This is a genomic window from Azohydromonas sp. (genome assembly GCF_035325925.1).
Taxonomy (GTDB): domain Bacteria; phylum Pseudomonadota; class Gammaproteobacteria; order Burkholderiales; family Burkholderiaceae_C; genus Calidifontimicrobium.
The window spans coordinates 1-19,319 of the sequence record NZ_DAOKZA010000002.1 but is presented as its reverse complement, the minus strand read 5'-3'; the positions used below and the strand labels follow the sequence as shown (position 1 = coordinate 19,319).

The window sequence follows — 19,319 nt, the reverse complement described above, 5'->3', positions numbered from 1 at the left end:
TTATCGGTGCCCCGTGGGTCAGTCCGGGTCGGCCGCGATCAGCCCGTAGACCTGCTCCGCGTAGATGCGCGACACGCCGGCGGGCATCGGCGCGCCCTGCGCGATGGCCTGCCCGGGCGCCGCCGTGTCGACCTCGCGCAGCGCGGCGCCGCCGGCGAGCACGCGCACCCAGGGCCCGCGGCCGTCCGCGGCGCGGCGGATGACGACGCCGACCTCGCCGCCGGCCAGCTGCACGATGCTGCCCGGCGGGTGCACGCCGAGCACGCGCACCAGCGCCGCGGCCAGGCGCTTGTCGGGGTCGGCGAGGTAGACGTCGCGCATCGCCAGACGCGGCTCGAGCGCCGCGCGGTGCGCGCGCGGCGTGAGCTTGGCCATCAGCATGTCGGCCAGCCGCAGCAGCTGCGCCGTCTCGTCGGGGGTCACGAGCCCCTTCGGATAGCCGCCGCCGCCGGGCTGCTCGTGGTGCTGCTCGACGGCGGCGAGCCAGTGCTCGTCGTCGACGCCGGCCGCACGCAACAGCTGCGCCGAGGCCGCAGGATGCTGCGCGATGGCCTCGCGCTGCCGCAGGGTGGGCGGGTCCTGCTGCTCGGCGAGCTGCCCCTGCAGGCGCTGGACGGCCGCGTTCATCGTCAGTGCGGCGCAGGCCAGCGACTGCACGCGCGTGGCGTCCCAGCCGAGCTGGCGCGCGGCCAGCGACACGATCGTTGCCGTGTGCACCGCGTGGGTCAGCGCGTACAGCGCGAAGCGGCGGTCGTCCTGGCGCACCGCGAGGAACAGCGCCACGTCGGGGTCGCGGTCGAGCAGCGTCCGCGTGCGCGCCGCCAGGGCCACGACGTCGGATCCGCCGGCGCCGCCCTGGGCCAGTCGCTGCAGCAGCGCGTCGACGTCCCACACCAACGCCTCCCAGCGGTCGAACAGCGTGGGCACGCGTGGCGGCTCGGGCGCCGCCGCAGCGCGCGCCGCCTGAACACGATCGCGCTCGGCCCACGCGCCGCGCTCGTGCAGCTGCTCGAACTGGCGCTCGCTGGCCACCACCTGGCCCGCGCCGAGCAGCAGCCGCTCGGAGGCGTCGAGCAGGCGAAACGGCAGCGGCTCGCCGAGGCGGATCAGGTCGCGCAGCTCGTCGATCGGGACACGTTCGCGGGGAGGGTCGGTGCTCGGCATCGGGGGTGCGGCACACCGCATGGGGCGGGTACCGGGCCGTGCCGATTGTGCGGCGGCGCGCCGGCTCGCGGGTCGGTCACGCGCGCCAGCGGCTCCCGCAGCGCCTGGCCAGGTCGGCGCCGGCCGCAAGAACGCCGCGCAGGACGCAGCGCTCTTTCGCGGGCGCGTGGCGGCTTCAGGCGACCCAGGCGCGAGTGCGAAACGCCTCGGCGAGGTAGTCGATCAGCACGCGCACCTTCGGCGTGAGGTGCTTGCGGCTCGCGTAGACCGCGTACACGCCCAGCTCGATCGAGCGGTGGTCGGGCAGCACCTCGACCAGGGCGCCCGAGCGCAGGTGCGCGCCGACCATGAAGGACGGCTGCAGCACGATGCCCTGGTGCTGCAGCGCCGCGGCGCAGCAGGTGTCGCCGCTGTTGCTGCGCATGCGCGGTGTCACCTTCACGCTGACCGGGCCCTGCGGGCCCTCGAAGTTCCAGGTGTCGCCCGAGGCCAGCAGCGTGTAGGCGAACACGGTGTGCTGCGCGATCTGGTCGGGGTGCGAAGGCGTGCCGTGGCGCCGCAGGTACTCGGGCGACGCGCACAGCACCAGCCGGGTCGAACCGAGTTTGCGGCTGACCAGCGACGACGCGGGCAGGCGCGCGATGCGCACTGCCAGGTCGTAGCCCTCTTCGACCAGGTCGACGATGCGGTCCGCCAGCGTCACGTCCAGCGTCACCTTGGGGTGCTGCTGCAGGAATGCCGGCCACAGCGGTGCCAGGTGCAGCAGTCCGAAGCTGACCGGCACGTTCAGCCGCAGCAGCCCGACGGCCTCGTCGGCGCGCGCCGTCACCTCGGCCTCGGCCTCCTCGACGTCGGCCAGCAGCTCCTTGCATCGCGCGTGGAACACCTCGCCTTCCACGGTCAGCGACAGCCTGCGCGTCGTGCGGTGCAGCAAGCGCACGCCGAGCCGCGCCTCGAGGTCACCGACGAGCCGCGAGACGGCGGTCTTCGACACCTGCAGTGCATCGGCGGCACGCACGAAGCTGCCCGCATCGACGACGGCGGCAAAGGCCTGCATTTCGGTGAATCGGTCCATGACGGTCGATTGTCCCAATTCGTGGGATAAAAAGTATCAGAAATGCATATTTATCTCACAAGTCAGGACACCTAGAGTTCAGCCATCGCAGCCACCGTGCTGCATTCAACCCCAGGAGACCCCCTTCATGAAGATCACCGTCATCGGCGCCGGCAACATGGGCGCAGCCTTCGTCAAGCAACTCACCCGCGCCGGCCATCAGGTCAGCGTCACGGCGCGCGACGCCGCCAAGGCCGCGCAGGTTGCCGCGGCGCACGCCGGCGCGCGGGCCGTGCCCGTCGCCGGTGCCGCCGACGGCGCCGACGCCGTCGTGCTCGCCACCGGTTACGGCGATGCGGTCGACGCGCTGCGCAGCGTCGGCGACGTGACGGGCACGGTCGTCGTCGACATCACCAATCCGCTGACGGTCGACTACATGGGCCTGACGATCGGGCACGACACGTCGGCGGCCGAGGAGATCGCCAAGGCGGTGCCCGGCGCCGAGGTCGTCAAGGCGTTCAACACCGTGTTCGCCCAGGTGCTCGCCGAAGGCGCCGACTTCGGCGATGGCCGCAGGGTCGACGTGTTCGTCGCCGGCGACAGCGAGCGCGCGAAGCACACCGCGCGTGTCATCGCCGAGAGCATCGGCTTCGGCGTGGTCGACGCCGGACCGCTGAAGAACGCGCGCTACCTCGAGCCGGTGGCCGGTCTGAACATCTACCTCGGCTATGGCGCCGGTCTGGGCACCGGCATCGCGCCGGTGTGGATCCGCAAGGCATGAACCCCTCTGACGCCACTCAACGACCGCAACCTTCGGAGACTTCGATGAGCCAATCCTTCGTCAATCGCATGCTGGCCACCGACGCCGGCTGGGGCGCCCTCGCACTGCGCGTGCCAATGGGCATCATCTTCGCCGCGCACGGCGCGCAGAAGCTGTTCGGCTGGTTCGGCGGCTACGGCCTCGAAGGCACCGGCCAGTTCTTCGGCTCGATCGGGCTGAACCCGGGCTACCTGATGGCGCTGCTGGCCGGCGCGGTCGAGTTCTTCGGCGGCCTCGCGCTGGTGCTCGGCCTGCTGGTGCGACCGGCCGCCGCAGGGCTGGCGTTCGCGATGCTGGTCGCGATCTTCGGCGTTCACGTCGGCCAGGGCTTCTTCGTCGACAAGGGCGGCTACGAATACGCCCTCGCGCTGTTCGCGGCGTCGGTGTCGCTGCTGTTCACCGGCGGCGGTCGCGCCGCCGCGGACGGGGCGCTGGCTGCACGCGGGGTGCAGTGATGGCACGCCTGCCCGGACGGTTCGGGTCGCAAGGCGCGCCAACGTTCGCGCCCGCGCCCGGACAGGCCGGGGCGGTTTCGACGGCGCCGGGCCGCCTGACGCGCAGCCTGGCCGGGTTCCGCGACCACCGCGGCACCGATCTGCCCGACTTCGGCGGGTCCGCGCCCCGGGTGCGCCCGGTCGTTGCCGCCGGCACCGCGAGCCGGCCCATGTGCGGCGACACGCTCGCCGAACTCGATCCGGTGGCCGGGGCCGCCAGCGTGCGCCGGCCCGACCCGCGCGGCTTCGGCCCTGGCATCGAGGCGCGGGTCGTGCGGCGCGTGGCCGCCCACCCGGCGTGGCCCCGGCCATGACCGCGCCGGCGGTCCACCTGCGGCTGCAGCCGCGGTCGACACGGCTGGAGTTCGGCGACGGTCGAACGGTCACGCTGGCGGTCGGGCCGCGCGGCCTGGCCGACGACGTGCTGCGCCACGACCCGCCGACGCCGGCCGAGCTCGAACGGGCGATCGATCTCGTCGAGGACGCGTTGACCGGGTGGCGCCGGCTGGGCGCCGACGCGAGCCGGCTCGTGACGGCGCACGCGTCGTTGCTGGCGCTGCCGGGACTCGGCGCGCCGGGCGTCGGCCTCGACCGCGACGCCGTCGAGCGGCTGTTCCAGCGGCTCGCCTCGCGCACGCTCGGCACGCCGATCGCCGCAGCCGAGCTGCCTCGAGGCCTCGACATCGCCGCCGCGCTGATCATCCTGCGCGAGTGCATGCACCATCTCGGCTTCGACCGCGTGAGCGCGGGCGACGCACAGGGCGCCGAACGCGGCCCGCCGCGCTGAGGGTCGGCAGCCGCCCGGACGTCAGGCGAACACGCCGGCGGTGTCGCCCATGCGTGCGCTGACCTCGCCGAGGTGGTGCAGCGTGTCGCCGAAGCTCATCTCGAGCACGGTCAGCCGCTTGAAGTAGTGGCTGGCGACGTACTCGTCGGTCACGCCGATGCCGCCGTGCAGCTGGATGCACTGCTGGCCGACGAAGCGCATGCTCTGGCCGAGCTGCACCTTGGCCTGCGACAGCGCGCGTCGGCGCGCCGCCGGTTCGTCGCCGAGCCGCAGCGTGGCGAAGTAGCTCATCGAGCGCGCCAGCTCGAGCTGCATCTTCACGTCGGCGACGCGGTGGCGCAGCGCCTGGAAGCTGGCGATCGGCACGCCGAACTGCCTGCGGGTGTTCATGTACTCGACGGTGATCGCCACCAGCCGGTCCATCAGCCCGACGCCTTCGGCGCAGGCGGCGGCGATGCCGACGTCGACCGCGCGCTCGAGCATCGCGAAGCCGTCGCGCGCGACCAGCGTGGCCGGCGTGTCGGCCAGCGTCAGCTCGGCAGCGCGCGCGCCGTCCTGTGTCGGGTAGCCGCGCCGCGTCAGCCCGGGCGCGTCGCGGGCGACGAGGAACAGGTGGATGCCGCTGCCGCTGTGCGCTGGCACGACGAAGGCGTCGGCCTCGTCGCCGGCGGGCACCACGTTCTTCGTGCCCGACAGCGTCCAGTGGCCGCCGGCGTCGACGGCACGCGTGGCGACCTGGTCGATGCGGTAGCGCGCGCCGCGCTCCTGGTGCGCCAGCACCACCAGCGCCGAGCCGTCGGCGACCCTCGGCAGCCATGCGGCCATGGTCGCGTCGTCGGCGTGCGCCAGCAGCGACGGCGCCACCAGCGCCCCCTGCGCGTACGGCGCGTTGACCAGCCCGCGGCCGAGTTCTTCCATGACCACCATCGCCTCGACGGCGCCGAAGCCCATGCCGCCGTGCTCGGGCGGCACGGCCAGCCCGGTCAGCCCGAGCGCGGCCAGTTCGCCCCAGACGTCGCGCGTGCGCCCGCCGGCCTTCGCGATCGCGTGCCGGCGCTCGAAGCCGAAGTCCTTGTCCACCCAGCGCTGCACGGCGTCGCGCAGCGCGTTCTGGTCGTCGGTGAAGTCGAAGTCCATGTCAGTGTCTCCATGCCGCCCCGGGCGGCATCGCAAGAGAGCGTTGTCTTCCGGCAGCCGAAGGCGCTTCGTGGGGCGCGTCTCAGCTGCCGAGCACGGTCTGCGCGACGATGTTGCGCTGGACCTCGTTGGAGCCGCCGTAGATCGTCGTCTTGCGGTAGTTGAAGTACGTGGCCGCGAGCGGCGCGCAGTGCGCGGCGCCGCCCGGCCACAGGCCGCCGAGCGCCTGGTCGCCCTGCCAGCCCGCCTCCATCGCCTCGTGGATGAACGGCACCGACAGCGGCCCGCCGGCGAGCATCATCAGCTCGGTGTAGCGCTGCTGGATCTCGCTGCCGCGGATCTTCAGCAACCCCGCGATGTCCAGGCTCTGCTTGCCGCTCTTCTCGGCCGAGAGCACGCGCAGCACCAGCATCTCGAGCGCGACGACGTCGACCTCGAGCAGCGCGATCTGGTCGCGAAAGCGCAGGTCCTCCCAGAGCCCCTCGGCCTTCGCGATGCGCTTCAGCCGCTCGAGCTCGCGCTTGGCGCGGTTGACGTCGGCGATGTTGGTGCGCTCGTGTGCCAGCAGGTGCTTGGCGTAGGTCCAGCCCTTGTTCTCCTCGCCGATCAGGTTCTCGGCCGGCACCTCGACGTTGTCGAAGAACACCTCGTTGACCTCGGGCTCGCCGTCGAGCAGCACGATCGGCTTGACGGTGATGCCCGGGCTCTTCATGTCGATGAGCAGGAAGCTGATGCCGGTCTGCGGCTTGCCTTCGGTGGAGGTGCGCACCAGGCAGAAGATCCACTCGCCGTACTGGCCGAGCGTGGTCCAGGTCTTCTGGCCGTTGACGATGTACTTGTCGCCGACGCGTTCGGCGCGCGTCTTCAGGCTCGCCAGGTCCGACCCCGAGCCCGGCTCGCTGTAGCCCTGGCTCCACCACACCTCGCCGCTGGCGATGCCGGGCAGGAAGCGCTTGTGCTGCTCGGGCGTGCCGAAGGCCATGATGACGGGGGCGACCATGACCGGTCCGAAGGGCACCACGCGCGGCGCGCCGGCCAGCGCGCACTCTTCCTCGAACAGGTGCTTCTGCACCGCGTTCCAGCCGGGCCCGCCGAACTGCTTCGGCCAGCCCCAGCCGAGCCAGCCCTTCTTGCCCAGGATCCTGGCCCAGCGCTGCAGGTCGTCGCGGCTCAGGCGCAGCGCGTGGTGCACCTTGTGGCTGATGTCGGGCGGCAGGTTCTCGGCCACCCACTGCCGGATTTCCTGGCGGAAGGCGAGCTCCTCCGCGGTGAAGTTCAGGTTCATGCGGTCTCCGTACGACAAGCTCGGGTCGGCGTTTTTAGCACGCTCGTTCGATCGTGCCCTGTCCCTGCGGCGACAAGGGCCGGCTGCCCATAATGCCGTGCAGCGATGACCGCGGTGCCCGAAGCCGACGACCCCGACGTGCTGCGCCACGGCGGGCGCGAACTGCTGTCGCTGGCGCTGATGCGCGCGCGCAACCGCACGCTGCAGTGGCTCGCTGCGTTCGAGTCGCACGGCGCGCGCGCCGCCGGCTGCGAGGACGCCGAGCGCTTCAGCCCGCCGCAGTGGCTGGCCGGCCACGCGGGCTGGTTCCAGGACTGGTGGATCGCGCGCCACGTGCAGCGCGCGCGCGGCGCCGCCGCCGACCCGCAGGGCCCCCGGCTGGCGTCGATCGAGCCCGACGCCGACCGCTGGTGGCACCCGCAGGCCAGCACGCGTGCCGAGCGCTGGTCGCTCGACCTGCCCGAAGGCGACGCGCTGCGCCAGTGGTTGATGGCGACCTTCGAGACCACGCTCGATCTGCTCGCGCAGCTGCGCGACGACGGCGACGACGCGCTGTTCGTGTTCCGCGCCGCACTGCAGCACGAACTGCGGCTGCACGAGGCCCAGGCCGAACTGGCGCAGGCGCTGGGGCTGCCGGCGGCCGGCACCGAGGGGCTGCGTGCGCCGCTGCCGACGCGCTCGCCGCGCGAGCGCGTCGTGCTGCCGGCGCGCCGCTGGACGCTGGGCAGCGCGCCGGGCGGCTTCGTGCCGGCGCTCGAGCAGTGGGCGCACGAAGTGGCGCTGCCCGAGGGCGAGATCGACGCGCAGCCGGTGAGCTGGGCGCAGTACGCCGAGTTCGTCGAGGACGGTGGCTACGACCAGCGGCGCTGGTGGAGCGACGAGGGCTGGGCCTGGCTGCAGGCGCAGGTGCGGCACGCGGGGCCGCGCTGCCCGCGCTACGTCGAGCAGCTGCGCCACGGCGTCGCGCTGCGCGAACAGGATCGGCTGGTGCGCGCCGCCGCCACGCAGCCGGCGCGCCACGTCAGCGCCTTCGAGGCCGAGGCCTGGTGCCGCTGGGCCGGGCGCAGGCTGCCCACCGAAGCCGAGTGGGAGCGCGCCGCGGCGACGGCCACCGGCCGCGGCTTCGCCTGGGGCGACGTGTGGGAGTGGGTCGCCGACCGCGCGCGCCCGTACCCCGGCGGCGCGGCCGTGCCGGCGGTGGCTGCCGCGGGGGGGCGCGTGCTGCGCGGCGCGTCGTGGCTCACGGCGCCGGCGCTGCGCCATCCCAAGGCGCGGCGCTTCGCCGCGCCGACGCGCGATCAGGGCTTCTGCGGCTTTCGCTCCTGCGCGCTCTGAGGCGGCCCGCGGCGCGCGCCGCGCCCGGGGCTATGCAAGCGACGACATATCGCCGCGTCGGCGGCGCTCGACCAGAATGCGCCGCTTTGGCCGCAGCCGCATCCGGGGACGATGAGCGCCTTTGCCGACAGCCTGAGCACCGCGGCGGCGCTGATCGCCGGCGCCGACGCCGCGCTGTGGCAGGTCGTCGTCCTGTCGCTGCAGGTCAGCGGCAGCGCCTGCCTGGTCGGCGCGCTGATCGGGCTGGCCGCGGGCGCCTGGCTCGCGGTGGCGCGCTTTCCCGGCCACCGCGCGCTGGTGCTGGCGCTGAACACGCTGCTGGCGCTGCCGCCGGTGGTCGTCGGGCTCACGGTGTACCTGCTGCTGTCTCGCTCGGGCCCGCTGGGCGAGCTCGGGCTGCTGTTCACGCCCGCGGCGATGGTCGTCGCGCAGACCGTGCTCGTGCTGCCGCTGGTCACCGCGCTGACGCGCCAGCTGGTGGCCGACGCGATGCACGGCAACGGCGAGCAGCTGCGCTCGATGGGCGCCGCGCCGATGCTCGCCGCCGCGCTGCTGCTGGTGCACGAACGCGCCGCGCTGCTGACCATCGTGCTCACCGCGTTCGGCCGCGCGATCAGCGAGGTCGGCGCGGTGATGATCGTCGGCGGCAACATCGCCGGCGTCACCCGCGTGATGACCACCACCATCGCGCTCGAGACCAGCAAGGGCGATCTGCCGCTGGCGCTGGCGCTGGGCATCGTGCTGCTCGGCGTGGTCGCGCTGATCAACCTGGGCATCGCCGGCGTGCGCCGCCTGCAGCTGGGGCAGGAGGCGGCGCGGTGAGCGTGCCTGCGGCCGTCGCCGCGCCGCCACAGGCGCCGTCGGCGGCCTCGCGTGCCGGCGACGCGCTGATCGCGCTCGATCGCGCCAGCGTGCGCTTCGGCGCGCGCACGGTGCTGCACGAGGTCTCGCTGGCGGTGCACGCCGGCGAACGCATCGCGCTGGTCGGCAGCAACGGCTGCGGCAAGACCACGCTGCTGCGCCTGCTGCACGGGCAGCTCGCCGAGCACCTGGGCGGCGGCGTGCGCCGCCTGCCGCAGGGCCGCGAGCCGCGCCAGGCGATGCTGTTCCAGCGCCCGTTCCTGCTGCGCCTGTCGGTGCGCCACAACGTCGAGCTGGCGCTGTGGCTGGCCGGGGTGCCGCGCGCCGGGCGCCGCGAGCGCGCGCTGGCGGCGCTGGCGCGCGTCGGGCTGCAGGGCGAGGCGCAACGTCCGGCACGTGTGCTCTCGGGCGGGCAGCAGCAGCGCGTGGCGCTGGCGCGCGCCTGGGCGGTGCAGCCGCAGCTGCTGTTCCTCGACGAACCCACCGCCAGCCTCGACCCGCACGCCAAGCACGACATCGAGGCGCTGATCACCGAGTTCGCCGCTGAGGGCGTGACGGTGGTGATGAGCAGCCACAACCTGGGCCAGGTCAAGCGCCTGGCCAGCCGCGTGATCTATCTCGAGCAGGGGCGCCTGGTCGTCGATCGCCCCACCGCAAGCTTCTTCCACGACCCGCTGCCCCACGAGGCGGCGCAATTCCTCCAAGGAGAACTGCCATGACCTTCCACTCCACCGCCCGCCGCCGCGTCGCCGGCGCACTGGCTGCGCTGGCCGCCGTCGCGACGCTGGGCCTGGCCCCAGCGCACGCGCAGGACAAATTCATCGTCGTCGCGTCGACCACGTCGACCGAGCAGTCGGGCCTGTTCGGCCACCTGCTGCCGCAGTTCAAGCAGGCCAGCGGCATCGACGTGCGCGTCGTCGCGCTGGGCACCGGGCAGGCGCTGGACATGGCGCGCCGCGGCGACGCCGACGTGGTCTTCGTGCACGACCAGGTGGCCGAGGAGAAGTTCGTCGCCGACGGCTTCGGGCTGCAGCGCCGCCCGGTGATGTACAACGACTTCGTGCTGATCGGACCGAATTCCGACCCCGCCCGCACGCACGGCAAGGACATCACCGCAGCGCTGGGCAAGCTCGCGACGTCGGGCGCCGCGTTCGTCTCGCGCGGCGACAAGAGCGGCACGCACGCCGCCGAACTGCGCTACTGGAAGACCGCCGGCATCGACATCGCCGCCGCCAGGCCCGCGGGCTACAAGGAGTGCGGCTGCGGCATGGGTCCGGCGCTGAACATCGCCGCGTCGAGCAATGCCTACGTGCTGGCCGACCGCGGCACCTGGCTGAGCTTTCGCAACCGCGCCGACCTCGCGGTGCTCGTCGAGGGCGACAAGCGGCTGTTCAACCAGTACGGCGTGATCGTCGTCAACCCGGCCAGACACGCCCACGTGAAGAAGGACCTCGCGCAGGCCTTCGCCGACTGGATCGTCTCGCCGGCCGGGCAGACGGCGATCGCCGGCTACAAGATCGGCGGCGAGCAACTGTTCTTCCCGAACGCGAACCAGTGAACAGGCTGCGCACGCTGGCATCGGCGTTGACGATGTCGTTGGTCGCGGGCTGTGCGGGCACGGCGCCCGCGCCGGCGCCGTTGTCGGTCTACGCCGCCGGCAGCCTGCGCGCGGCGATGACCGACCTGGCACGCGCCTTCGAGCGGCAGGGTGGGGCGCCGGTGCGGCTGACCTTTGGCGCCTCCGGGCTGCTCAAGGACCGCATCGAGGCCGGCGAGCCGGCGCAGGTGTTCGCGTCGGCGAACATGACGCACCCCGAGGCGCTGCGCGCCGCCGGCAAGGCCGATGCCGTCGTGGCGTTCACGCGCAACGCGCTGTGCCTGCTCGCGCGGCCCGGCTTCTCGCTGCAGGGCAAGTCGCTGGCGCAACGGCTGCTCGACGCCGACGTGCGCGTGGGCACGTCGACGCCGCGCGCCGATCCGTCGGGCGACTACGCGTTCCAGATGTTCGAACGCATCGAGTCGACCGGCGCCGCTGCGGCAGGGTCGGCCGCGGCGCTGAAGGCGAAGGCGCTGCAGCTCACCGGCGGGCCGAACTCGCCGCCTCCGCCTGCGGGGCGCAACGTCTACGGCATGCTGGTCGCCGAGGGGCAGGCCGACGTGTTTGTCACGTACTGCACCAACGCGACCCAGGCGCGTCGGGAGGTGGCCACGCTGCAGGTGCTGCCGGTGCCCGACGCGATCAACGTGTCGGCGACCTACGGCATCGCCAACGTGCGCCCGTCGACCGCTTCGGCGCGCGCCTTCGTCGACTTCGTGCTCGGGACGAAGGGGCAGGCGATCCTGCGGGGCTACGGGTTCAGCGCACCCTGAACCGCCGTCGCGTCTGGGTGCCGGCGACGGCCGCGCACCCGCGCGACCGGTGCGCGGCCCGGGCGGCCACGGCGCACGTGGCCACGGCTCGTGCGGCCGTGGCCGGACACACGCTCGAGGCCCTGGAAAGCGCGGCGGCAGCGGCGCCGGCGCGCAGGCCCGGCACGTCGGCGCTGGCCGGCGTGTCGATCGCGACGACGCGCGCTGCGCTGGGCAGGCACGGCGCGACCTCGGCGTTGACCGCACCGTCGCGGATCGCCTTGACGGTGCCTGTGAGCTGGTTGCGTGCGCTGGTCTTCATGACTTCGTTGTGCCGGTGGGTCGGGCCGGAACTCTCGGCGGTCGCGCCACCCGCCATGCCGTCGGGGGCAAGCGGCTGCGGCGTCGGAGTTCGCGACGGGCGGGGGTCACGGCCGCGCGGTCGCCGCCGTCAGTCTCGCGGTTCTCGTCGTGCGGAAGTGCCACCACGGCAGCGCGCGCGTCAGCGACAGCACCTGCCCGGCGCGTGGCGACGGCGCGTAGCCGCTCAGCGTGGCCAGCGCCTGCGCCCACGCCGGCGCGGCGAGCAGCGCGCGCAGCGCCTGCACCGCCGGCGTGTCGAGGCTGTCGGCCAGGCACACCAGGTAGTAGTCCTCTTCGGCCAGCGGCACGAAGTCGACGCCGGCGTCGCGCGCCGCGGCCTCGACGCCGGGGCCGACGTCGGCCTCGCCGTGCGCGACCGCGGCGGCCACCGCCACATGCGTGTCCTCGTGGCGCTCGGCGTAGCCGGCGATCGCCGACGCGTCGATCCCGGCTTCGGCCAGCAGGTGGTCCATCAGCAGCCGCGTGCCCGATCCCGGCTGGCGGTTCAGGAAGCGCCAGCGCCGCGCGGCGACCTCGGCCAGCGACGCCGGCCGCGGCGCCAGCCCGGCGCGCAGCATCAGCCCCTGCGTGCGCCGCAGGCAGCCGATCAGCTTGTGCCGGCCCGGCTTGAGCAGCGGCTTGAGCGCGGCGGCGAACACCGCCGACCCGGCCGGCAGCGCCGGCACGTGGAAACCGGCCACCGTGCATCGCCCGGCCGCCAGCGCGCGCAGCGCGTCGACGCTGCCGGCGAAGCGCAGCCCGAGGTGCAGGCCCTGCGCCGCGGCCAGGTCGCGCAGGCGCGGCAGCGCCAGGTCGTGGCTGGCGAACACCTCGAGCACCTGGCGGCGCTCGTCCATCGCCAGCGCGCGAACGTGCTCGAGCTCGGCGCGCAGCGCCTCGATGTGCGGCGTCATGCGCACGCGCGCCTGGCGCTCGGCCCACAGCAGCCGCAGCGCGAACGGCGTCAGCCGCGCGCGCTGGCCCTTGGCCCACAGCACCAGCGGCTGGCCGAGCACCTGTTCCCAGTGCTTGAGCGCGCCCCACACGTGGCGGTACGACGCGCCGGTGGCGCTCGCCGCGTGGCGGATCGAGCCGTGCTCCTGCACCGCCGCGAGCAGGTCGAACAGCGGGTTGTCGATCTCGGCACCGCGCTGGCCGCGCGATTCGAAGCTGTACTCGAGGTGAACGCCAGGTTCGCGCATCGCGTGCATTGTGCCGACGTGCGACGCGGCCCGCGCGTGCCGAAGCGCGGCGCGGCCGCGCGTGCCGAAGCGCGGCGCGGCCGCGCGTGCCGAAGCGCGAGCGGCGCGGTCCGGTCGGCGGACCCGCACGGTCAACCGATGCCACCGGCGCGCTGCCGCCCGGCGCTGCGCTGCGACTTGGCCGCCAGTTCGTCGAACGCGGCGGCGAGCGCGACGCTGAGCTGCTGCGCGTCGGGCACCGCGGCGCGCGCGGTCGTGAAGCCGAAACCCATCGCGCCGGCGTAGCTCATCACGGTGATGTTCAGCCCCAGACCGTGCTCGACGATCGACAGCGGCCAGTAGCTGCGCATGCGTGCGCCGCACACGTACAGCGGCACCTGGGGGCCGGGGATGTTCGAGATCACGACGTTGGCCAGCGTGGGCAGCAGCGCACTCGCTCGCGAGCGTCCGTACAGCTCGGCCAGGCCGTGCAGCACCCACGGCACGCCGATCGACGGGAAGTCCATCGGCACGATACCCCTGGCATGGCGCACCGCGGCCTTGATCGCGCCGGCCGAGTCGCGGATCGCGCGCAGGCGGCGCAGCGGGTCGGCCAGGTGCGTGTGCAGGTTGACCAGCGGCATCGTTGCCTGCGTTGTGTACTCGGTGTCGCCGGCCTCGCGCAGCGAGATCGGCATCGCCGCGCTCAGCGGCTTGCGCGGCACGCCGCCGTGGTGCGCGAGCCAGCCCCGCAGCGCGCCGCTGCACACCGCGAGCACGACGTCGTTGACCTTGGCGTCGTTCGCGACGGCGATCGCCTTGAGCGCGTCGAGCGGCAGCGACAGCGCGGCGAAGCCGCGCTCGGCGGTGATCGGCACGTTCAGCGGCGTGCGCGGGCCGAAGAAGAAGTTCTCGCCGGCGCGCGTGCGCCCCGACGGGGCCGGGCCGCCGAACATCGCGCCGAGCGTGCGCACGACGTCGGGCAGGTGGCGCAGCAGCTTGACGTACTGGCCGGCGTCGTGGCGCAGCGCCGCGGCGGCGAGCTCGAACGTGCCGGGGTGTTCGGCCGCCGCGGCGCTGCCGCACGCGACCGGCGGCGGACGAGGCGTGACATCGAACAGCGTGCGCGCCAGCTGGATGCCCGCGAGCCCGTCGAGTGCCGCGTGGTGCGCCTTGAAGTAGTACCCGACCTGCCCGTCGGCGAGACCGTCGATCAGGTGCAGCCGCCACAGCGGGCGTCGGCGGTCGAGCAACTCGCCGTGCAGCCTGGCGACGCAGTCGGCGAGCTGCTGCGGCGTGCCCGGCGGCGGCAGCGTCACGTGCTGCACGTGGTGGTCCAGGTCGACCGCGTCGTCGTGCACCCACACCGGGTTGGCGAACTGCAGCGGCATCGGCGCGAGCCGGCGCGTGAACACCGGCGCCAGGTGCAGTCGCCGAGCCAGCGAGCGCCGCACGACGGCGACGAAGTCGCGCCGGTCGCCGGCCCGGCGCTCGAGCAGGCTCAACGACGCGACGTGCATCGGCGTGTCGGGCGTCTCGAGGTGCAGGAACGCGGCGTCGACGCCGCTCAGGGACTTCATCGGCTGCTTCTCGCGTGGCCCGGGGCCGGTCGCCATGCTGCGGCCGCGCGGCCGGCGCCGACCTGACGAAGATCAACCGGGGCGAGCCCGGCACGGCACGGCGGGCCGTGCGGCGCCTTCGAAGCGCCGGCGTCAGCGTGCCGCGGCCACCCCGACCGCGCGCGGGCCCAGCGGACGCAGGCGCACCAGCAACCACAGCACGATCGCCAGGTTCAGCGCGTTCCACAGCACGCCGTTGACGAAGGCCGCGTCGTAGCTGCCGGTCAGGTCGAACACCTTGCCCGACATCCAGCCGCCCAGCGCCATCCCGAGCAGCGTCGCGGTGAGCACCGCGCCGACGCGCGCGCCGGCCTCGCGCGGCGGGAAGTGCTCGCGCACGATGATCGCGTACGCCGGCACGATGCCGCCCTGGAACAGCCCGAACAGCGCGGAGATCACGAACAGCGAGGCGAGCGAGTCGAACGGCAGGAACAGCAGCAGCGCCAGCCCCTGCAGCGCCGAGCCGAGCAGCAGCGTGCGCAGCCCGCCGATGCGGTCGCAGATCGCGCCCGAGATCAGCCGGCTGGCGATGCCGAACGCGAGCATCAGCGACAGCATTTGCGCGCCGCGCGCCGCGCCGTAGCCGAGGTCGGTGCAGTAGGCGACGATGTGCACCTGCGGCATCGACATGGCGACGCAGCAGGCCACGCCGGCGACGCACAGCAGCGCCTGGGCCTGGCCCGGCGACACGCCGAACGGGCGCGCCGACGGCAGCGGGCCGCCGGCGCGCGGCGGTGGCGCCACCGCCGCCGGCGGCCGCGCGCGCATCGCCAGCGCCAGCAGCGGCAGCGTCGCCGCGCTGAACAGCCCCAGGCCGATGTACGTCGGCCGCCAGCCGACGCTGTCGATGAAGTGCTGCACGATCGGCGGCCAGATCGTGCCGGCCAGGTAGTTGCCGCTGGCGCAGATCGCCACCGCGATGCCGCGCCGGCGCACGAACCACAGCGAGGTGTCGGCCACCAGCGGCGCGAACGTGGCCGAGCAGCCGACCAGCCCCAGCAGCAGCCCGTGCATCAGCGCGAACGCCTCGATGCTGCCGGCCAGCCCGGCGCCGGCGTAGCCACCGCCCACGCCGGCGGCTCCGATCAGCAGCGGCACCATCACGCCGTGGCGGTCGGCGAGCCGCCCCATCAGCACGCCGCCGACGCCGAAGCCGATCATCAGCGCGGTGTACGGCAGCGACGCGTCGGCGCGCGCGACGCCGAACTCGGCCTGCACCGCCGGCAGCACGACCGAGACGACGTACATCGCGCTGCTGCCGATGGTCATCAGCGCCAGCGTCACGGCCAGGCGCATCCAGGCGTAGCGCGAGTCGGCGGCGTGGGCGGGCGTGGTCATGGCGGGAGCGCGATGGTACGTGCGGGCTCAGCGCGGCGCGTGACGGGCGACGAAGCCGCGGTCGATCCGGTCCTTGCAGCGCCAGACCCAGGCGCCCTCGGCCGACGCGCGGCCCCACGACGCGATCGCGCGGCCGTCGGCGGTGGCCAGCAGCGCGAGGTGGCGGCGCTGCGGGCGGTATGCGAGCGCGTCGCCGTCGCCCAGCGCGGCGCGCAGGTTGCGCGACAGCACCGGCCCCATGCGCACCGCGAACACGCCGGCCTTCGGCAGCGGCTCGGCCCACGCCGCGCAGTCGCCCGCGGCGTGCACCTCGGGGTGCGACGGCGAGCGCAGCAACGCATCGATGCGCACGAAGCCGGCGTCGTCGCAGGCCAGCCCCGAGCGTGCCGGCCAGCCGTGCGCCTGCGCGCCGGTGGCCCACAGCACGAGGCTGCCCGGCGGGGCGTCTTGCGTGGCGTCGAAGTCGCGCCCGGCGTGCACCTCGACGCCGGCGCGGGTCAGCGCCGCTTGCATGCGCCGCGCGGCGCCGCGCGCCAGCCCCGGCAGCAGTGCGTCGCCGCGCGCCACGAGCCGCGCGTCCAGGTGCAGTCGCGGCGCCGCCGCGCGCAGCCGCGCGAGCACCGCGAGCAGCGTCTCGCAGCCGGCGGCGCCGCCGCCGACGGCGGTCACGGCCAGCCCGCGCGCCGGTTCGCGAGCCAGCGCATCGAGCACCGCCCCGTAGCGTTGCCGCAGCCGGTCGAGCGGGCGCATCGGCAGCACGGTGCAGCCGTCGAGCGCCGGCACGTGCAGCGTCGAGCCGATGTTCAGCGACAGCACGTCGTAGCCGAGCGCCCGGCCGTCGGCCAGCGTCAGCGTGCGTCGCGCCGCATCGAGCGCGACGGCCTCGCCGGCGACGAAGGCCGCACCGGCGGCGCGCGCCAGTGCGGCGAAGTCGATGACGATCTGCTCGAAGCGGTAGGCGCCGGCGAGCCAGCCGGGCACCATGCCCGAGTACGGTGCCAGCGCATGCGGGCCGACCAGCGCGAGCTGCACGCCGGGGCGCGGCGCCGCGGCCCAGTCGCGAAGCACCTGGGCGTGTGCATGGCCCGCGCCGACGAGCAGCAGTCGCGTCATGTCCGCCAGTGCGGCGGCAGGTGCCGCAGGTCGGCGGGCTCGTCGATGTCGGCGACCGGGCCGAGCTCGGCGTACCGCCAGCCGTGCGCGTGCAGCCGTTCGCGCGTGACGGCCATCACCCGCGACGTGCTCCACGCGACGCCGCCGAGCAGCAGCGTTGCCGCGGCGCGGCGCACGCCGATCAGCGCGTAGCCGCCGTCCAGCGCCGGCACGAACACCGCGTCGTGGTCGTCGAGCGCGCCCGCGGCGGCGCGCAGCACGGCCGCGTCGAGGGCCGGCGCGTCGGTGCCGATCAGCAGCGCCGTGCGCGCCTCGCCCAGCGCGCGCTCGATCGCGTGGTGCATGCGCTGGCCGAGGTCGCCGCCGCCCTGGTCGGACCAGCGCAGCGGCAGCGTGCGCCAGGCGTCGAACGCCGCGTGCGCAGCGTCGGGCGTGGCGCACAGCTCGACCGCGCCGACGCCGGCGGCCAGCGCCTGGTGCAGCGCGTGGTCGAGCATCCGGCGTGCCAGCCGCGCCGCGCCGTCGGCGCCCAGCGCGGGGATCAACCGCGTCTTCGCCAGCCCCGGCAGCGGCGCCTTGGCCATCACCACGACGCGGCAGCGTGCGCGCGGCGCGGCCGCCGCCGCGGGTGCCCGCGAAGCGACGGGCGCGTCGTTCACCGGTACGCGCGCGCCAGCACGTCGGCCGGCGTGCCGCGCCAGTAGCGCCAGCGCAGCGTCCACATCAGCCACACGGTGCGAAACACGCCGTGGTGGTCCCAGCGCCGGCCCGAGGTGCGCACCCTGGCACGCAGGCAGGCGGGGCGTCTGGTGTGCCGCTTGAGCCGGCGCGACAACTCCACGTCCTCCATCAGCGGCTGGTCGGGGAAGCCGCCGATCGCTTCGAAGGCGTCGCGGCGCACGAACATCGCCTGGTCGCCGGTGGCGATGCCGGTCAGGCGCGAGCGCAGGTTCATCAGCGCGGCGACGACACGAAGCCACGGCGAACGCCCGTCGATGTGCACGTCGAACCGGCCCCAGGACGCGCCGGCGTCGAGCGCGGCGAGCACGGCGTCGGCGGCGCCCGCGGGCAGTCGCGTGTCGGCGTGCAGGAACAGCAGCCGGGCATGGTGCGCCAGCGCGGCGCCGGCGTTCATCTGCCGCGCGCGCCCGCGCGGCGCCTCGATCACGCGGTCGGCGAGCGGGCGGCTGCGCTCGACGGTGGCGTCGCGGCTGCCGCCGTCGACGACGATCAGTTCGTGCCCGGCGGCGCGCAGCGGCGCCAGCGCGGCCAGCGTGTCGGCGATGGTCGCGGCCTCGTCGAGTGCCGGCACGACGATGCTCAGGCGCCCCGCGGCGACGGGTCGCGGCACCTCGGCAGGGGCGGGCAGCGGGGGCGTGTCGGGCATGGTGGCGGCGCGGGCAGGGGTGATTGTCGCGGCCCGGCGCAGCCCGGTCGGCGCGCGTTCACGCCTGTGGCGTCGCGCGCCCGATGATCGCGCCGCAGTCCACGCCGCGCGGCAGCGCGCCGACCTGGTGGTGGCCGGTGGACGCCAGCCGCGACGCGCAGAACGCGTCGGCCACCGCCGCCGGCGCATGCTGCACCAGCAGCGCCGCCTGCATCGCCAGCGCCATGCGGTCGACGAGATCGCGCGCGCGGTATTCGACGTCCTGCAGGTCGTCCAGCTCGGCCTGCAGCGCCGCGACATGCCGGTCCAGCACCGCGCTGCCGCCGCGCGCGCGGCCGACCTCGGCGAAGAAGGCCTGCACCACGTCGGGCGTTTTGGCCATCGCGCGCAGCACGTCCAGGCACTGCACGTTGCCGCTGCCCTCCCAGATCGCGTTGACCGGCGACTCGCGGAACAGGCGCGGGAAGGGGCTGTCCTCCATCACGCCGCTTCCGCCGATGCACTCCATCGCCTCGTAGGCGTGATGCGGCGTGCGCTTGCAGATCCAGTACTTGCCCACCGCCGTCAGCAACCGCACCAGCGCGTCCTCGTGGGCATCGTCCCGATGGTCCAGCGCGCGCGCCACGCGCATCGCCAGCGTCAGCGACGCCTCGCTCTCCAGCGCCAGGTCCGCCAGCACGTTGCGCATCAGCGGCTGCTCGACCAGCCGCTTGCCAAACGCGGCGCGGATGGCACAGTGATGCAGCGCCTGCACGGCGGCCGCGCGCTGGCCGGCGGCGGAGCCGACCATGCAGTCGAAGCGCGTCATCGCGACCATCTCGATGATGGTGCGCACGCCGCGCCCCTCGGGGCCGACCATCCAGGCCAGCGCGCCGCGCAGCTCGGTCTCGCTCGACGCGTTGGAGACGTTGCCCATCTTGCGCTTCAGGCGCAGCACCTGCATCGGGTTCTTGCTGCCGTCGGGCCGCCAGCGCGGTAGCAGGAAGCACGACAGCCCGCCCGGGGCCTGCGCCAGCACCAGGAAGGCGTCGC

At 74.3% G+C, this 19,319-nt stretch carries 21 protein-coding genes; 9 read left to right on the top strand and 12 right to left on the bottom strand.

Going from position 1 to position 19,319, the window contains the following annotated elements; genetic code table 11:
- Positions 1 to 18: 18 nt before the first annotated feature.
- Complete coding sequence (locus PKC53_RS01120; protein WP_324425428.1) at positions 19 to 1,164, bottom strand: HD domain-containing phosphohydrolase; 1,146 nt, start codon at positions 1,162 to 1,164, stop codon at positions 19 to 21.
- A 175-nt stretch (positions 1,165 to 1,339) separates the two neighbouring features.
- A complete protein-coding gene (locus tag PKC53_RS01115; protein ID WP_324425426.1) occupies positions 1,340 to 2,239 on the bottom strand; it encodes a LysR family transcriptional regulator in 900 nt (299 codons plus the stop codon).
- Between PKC53_RS01115 and PKC53_RS01110 the strand changes: the two genes are divergently transcribed.
- The 4 genes from PKC53_RS01110 to PKC53_RS01095 are packed head-to-tail and all read left to right on the top strand — an operon-like array spanning position 2,238 to position 4,319.
- Complete coding sequence (locus tag PKC53_RS01110; RefSeq protein WP_324425424.1) at positions 2,238 to 2,999, top strand: NAD(P)-binding domain-containing protein; 762 nt, start codon at positions 2,238 to 2,240, stop codon at positions 2,997 to 2,999. The two genes, PKC53_RS01115 and PKC53_RS01110, sit on opposite strands and share 2 nt — an antisense overlap.
- Positions 3,000 to 3,043: 44 nt before the next feature.
- On the top strand, positions 3,044 to 3,493 hold the full coding sequence (locus PKC53_RS01105) for a DoxX family protein (protein WP_324425421.1): 450 nt from the start codon (positions 3,044 to 3,046) through the stop codon (positions 3,491 to 3,493).
- Positions 3,493 to 3,846, top strand: a complete 354-nt coding sequence (locus PKC53_RS01100) for a hypothetical protein (RefSeq protein WP_324425420.1) — start codon at positions 3,493 to 3,495, stop codon at positions 3,844 to 3,846. The genes PKC53_RS01105 and PKC53_RS01100 overlap by 1 nt, the downstream gene beginning before the upstream one ends.
- Complete coding sequence (locus PKC53_RS01095) at positions 3,843 to 4,319, top strand: hypothetical protein (protein WP_324425418.1); 477 nt, start codon at positions 3,843 to 3,845, stop codon at positions 4,317 to 4,319. Before PKC53_RS01100 ends, PKC53_RS01095 begins: the two co-directional genes overlap by 4 nt.
- Before the next feature lie 21 nt (positions 4,320 to 4,340).
- Here PKC53_RS01095 and PKC53_RS01090 read toward each other — a convergent pair whose 3' ends face one another.
- Positions 4,341 to 5,456: an acyl-CoA dehydrogenase family protein gene (locus PKC53_RS01090; RefSeq protein ID WP_324425416.1), complete on the bottom strand. Its 1,116-nt coding sequence runs from the start codon at positions 5,454 to 5,456 to the stop codon at positions 4,341 to 4,343.
- An 82-nt stretch (positions 5,457 to 5,538) separates the two neighbouring features.
- Positions 5,539 to 6,741 (bottom strand): acyl-CoA dehydrogenase family protein, encoded by a 1,203-nt coding sequence (locus tag PKC53_RS01085; RefSeq protein WP_324425414.1) that lies wholly within the window; start codon positions 6,739 to 6,741, stop codon positions 5,539 to 5,541.
- Positions 6,742 to 6,846: 105 nt separating this feature from the next.
- Here PKC53_RS01085 and PKC53_RS01080 point away from each other — a divergent pair, with 105 nt between their 5' ends.
- The 5 genes from PKC53_RS01080 to PKC53_RS01060 all read left to right on the top strand — a co-directional run bounded on the left by PKC53_RS01080 (position 6,847) and on the right by PKC53_RS01060 (position 11,307).
- Positions 6,847 to 8,076, top strand: a complete 1,230-nt coding sequence (locus PKC53_RS01080; RefSeq protein WP_324425411.1) for an SUMF1/EgtB/PvdO family nonheme iron enzyme — start codon at positions 6,847 to 6,849, stop codon at positions 8,074 to 8,076.
- A gap of 111 nt (positions 8,077 to 8,187) precedes the next feature.
- A complete protein-coding gene (locus PKC53_RS01075) occupies positions 8,188 to 8,898 on the top strand; it encodes an ABC transporter permease (RefSeq protein WP_324425409.1) in 711 nt (236 codons plus the stop codon).
- A gap of 65 nt (positions 8,899 to 8,963) precedes the next feature.
- Positions 8,964 to 9,656 carry an ATP-binding cassette domain-containing protein gene (locus PKC53_RS01070; RefSeq protein WP_324425637.1) on the top strand — a complete coding sequence of 231 codons (693 nt, stop codon included), beginning with the start codon at positions 8,964 to 8,966 and terminating at the stop codon, positions 9,654 to 9,656.
- Complete coding sequence (locus PKC53_RS01065; RefSeq protein ID WP_324425407.1) at positions 9,653 to 10,495, top strand: substrate-binding domain-containing protein; 843 nt, start codon at positions 9,653 to 9,655, stop codon at positions 10,493 to 10,495. The genes PKC53_RS01070 and PKC53_RS01065 overlap by 4 nt, the downstream gene beginning before the upstream one ends.
- Positions 10,492 to 11,307, top strand: coding sequence for a molybdate ABC transporter substrate-binding protein (locus tag PKC53_RS01060; protein WP_324425405.1), 816 nt, complete (start codon positions 10,492 to 10,494; stop codon positions 11,305 to 11,307). The genes PKC53_RS01065 and PKC53_RS01060 overlap by 4 nt, the downstream gene beginning before the upstream one ends.
- Here PKC53_RS01060 and PKC53_RS01055 read toward each other — a convergent pair.
- The 8 genes from PKC53_RS01055 to PKC53_RS01020 all read right to left on the bottom strand — a co-directional run.
- Positions 11,294 to 11,665 (bottom strand): TOBE domain-containing protein, encoded by a 372-nt coding sequence (locus PKC53_RS01055; protein WP_324425403.1) that lies wholly within the window; start codon positions 11,663 to 11,665, stop codon positions 11,294 to 11,296. The genes PKC53_RS01060 and PKC53_RS01055 overlap by 14 nt on opposite strands.
- Positions 11,666 to 11,714: 49 nt before the next feature.
- The gene (locus PKC53_RS01050) at positions 11,715 to 12,851 is read right to left on the bottom strand and encodes a substrate-binding domain-containing protein (RefSeq protein ID WP_324425401.1); all 1,137 of its coding nucleotides are present in this window, start codon (positions 12,849 to 12,851) and stop codon (positions 11,715 to 11,717) included.
- 131 nt (positions 12,852 to 12,982) lie between these two features.
- Positions 12,983 to 14,410 (bottom strand): wax ester/triacylglycerol synthase family O-acyltransferase, encoded by a 1,428-nt coding sequence (locus PKC53_RS01045; RefSeq protein WP_324425399.1) that lies wholly within the window; start codon positions 14,408 to 14,410, stop codon positions 12,983 to 12,985.
- 132 nt (positions 14,411 to 14,542) lie between these two features.
- Positions 14,543 to 15,787: an MFS transporter gene (locus PKC53_RS01040; protein ID WP_324425397.1), complete on the bottom strand. Its 1,245-nt coding sequence runs from the start codon at positions 15,785 to 15,787 to the stop codon at positions 14,543 to 14,545.
- Positions 15,788 to 15,814: 27 nt separating this feature from the next.
- Entirely contained in the window at positions 15,815 to 16,900 is a 1,086-nt protein-coding gene (locus PKC53_RS01035; protein ID WP_324425395.1) for an FAD-dependent oxidoreductase, read from the bottom strand.
- A complete protein-coding gene (locus PKC53_RS01030) occupies positions 16,897 to 17,559 on the bottom strand; it encodes a TIGR04282 family arsenosugar biosynthesis glycosyltransferase (RefSeq protein ID WP_324425394.1) in 663 nt (220 codons plus the stop codon). The genes PKC53_RS01035 and PKC53_RS01030 overlap by 4 nt, the downstream gene beginning before the upstream one ends.
- Positions 17,556 to 18,287 carry a TIGR04283 family arsenosugar biosynthesis glycosyltransferase gene (locus PKC53_RS01025; RefSeq protein ID WP_324425392.1) on the bottom strand — a complete coding sequence of 244 codons (732 nt, stop codon included), beginning with the start codon at positions 18,285 to 18,287 and terminating at the stop codon, positions 17,556 to 17,558. The genes PKC53_RS01030 and PKC53_RS01025 overlap by 4 nt, the downstream gene beginning before the upstream one ends.
- A 58-nt stretch (positions 18,288 to 18,345) precedes the next feature.
- Positions 18,346 to 19,319 (bottom strand): acyl-CoA dehydrogenase family protein (locus tag PKC53_RS01020; RefSeq protein ID WP_324425390.1); only part of this gene is annotated, 974 nt, incomplete at its 5' end.